Raw genomic sequence first — 679 nt, 5'->3', positions numbered from 1 at the left:
GCAGTTAAACAAGGTCCTTCGAGATCAGACCAGGGAATTGGAACAGGCATCAAAGCTATAATACCTTCGTTCTCCCCTATCTCTACACTCATCGCTTGCAAGTTGTCCTTTTCGGTAAAGGCGACAGAAGTTGGTTGAGGCAAATCTGGAAAATTTTGCTCAAGGCATTGGTGATAGTGGTCGGCGCAAGGCAAAAGGGGTTCGTATAAAGCAACCATTGCCAACGCCATTGTATTCGGTTGTCTCTTTTGCTCGAGAGTTTCCAACATTTTACCAACTCCAATGATGAAAAACTGGTAACCGCCCAACGGTCGGCGCTTCAGCCGCCGCCGAAGGCGGTCGGCTGCAAGCGCAGGTTGGGCCGAGACCGCCGGCCCGCCCGGCCCGCCGATGAACTGCTACGCCCTGGGGGAAGCCGATGAAGTGCTTGTACTGCAACGCCGACCTCACGTTCACCAAGCTGGGGTGGACGCACGCCAACGGGGCGATCTACGCCATGTATTGCGCACGCTGTGGGTACTACTCCGACCACGCCGCCCACGTGCAGCGAAGTTACTGCCCGAAGTGTGGCAGTCGTAAACACTGGCGTGATCACCATTGCGCTACGCCCAGCTACGCGCGCACACACACACCCTTCACACACTCTGAAACGGAAGGGGTGAACCGAACGGAACATGAC

The 679-nt window shown here is 55.8% G+C and carries 1 protein-coding gene; it reads right to left on the bottom strand.

Translation table 11 applies throughout. The features are described 5' to 3' along the window. The coding region (locus tag WHS38_12400; GenBank protein ID MEJ5301777.1) for a hypothetical protein at positions 1–269 on the bottom strand (269 nt) is incomplete at its 3' end. Positions 270–679 lie beyond the last annotated feature (410 nt).

This window comes from Thermodesulforhabdaceae bacterium, from assembly GCA_037482015.1.
GTDB lineage: Bacteria > Desulfobacterota > Syntrophobacteria > Syntrophobacterales > Thermodesulforhabdaceae > JAOACS01.
This window is presented reverse-complemented; position numbering and strand designations above follow the sequence as displayed.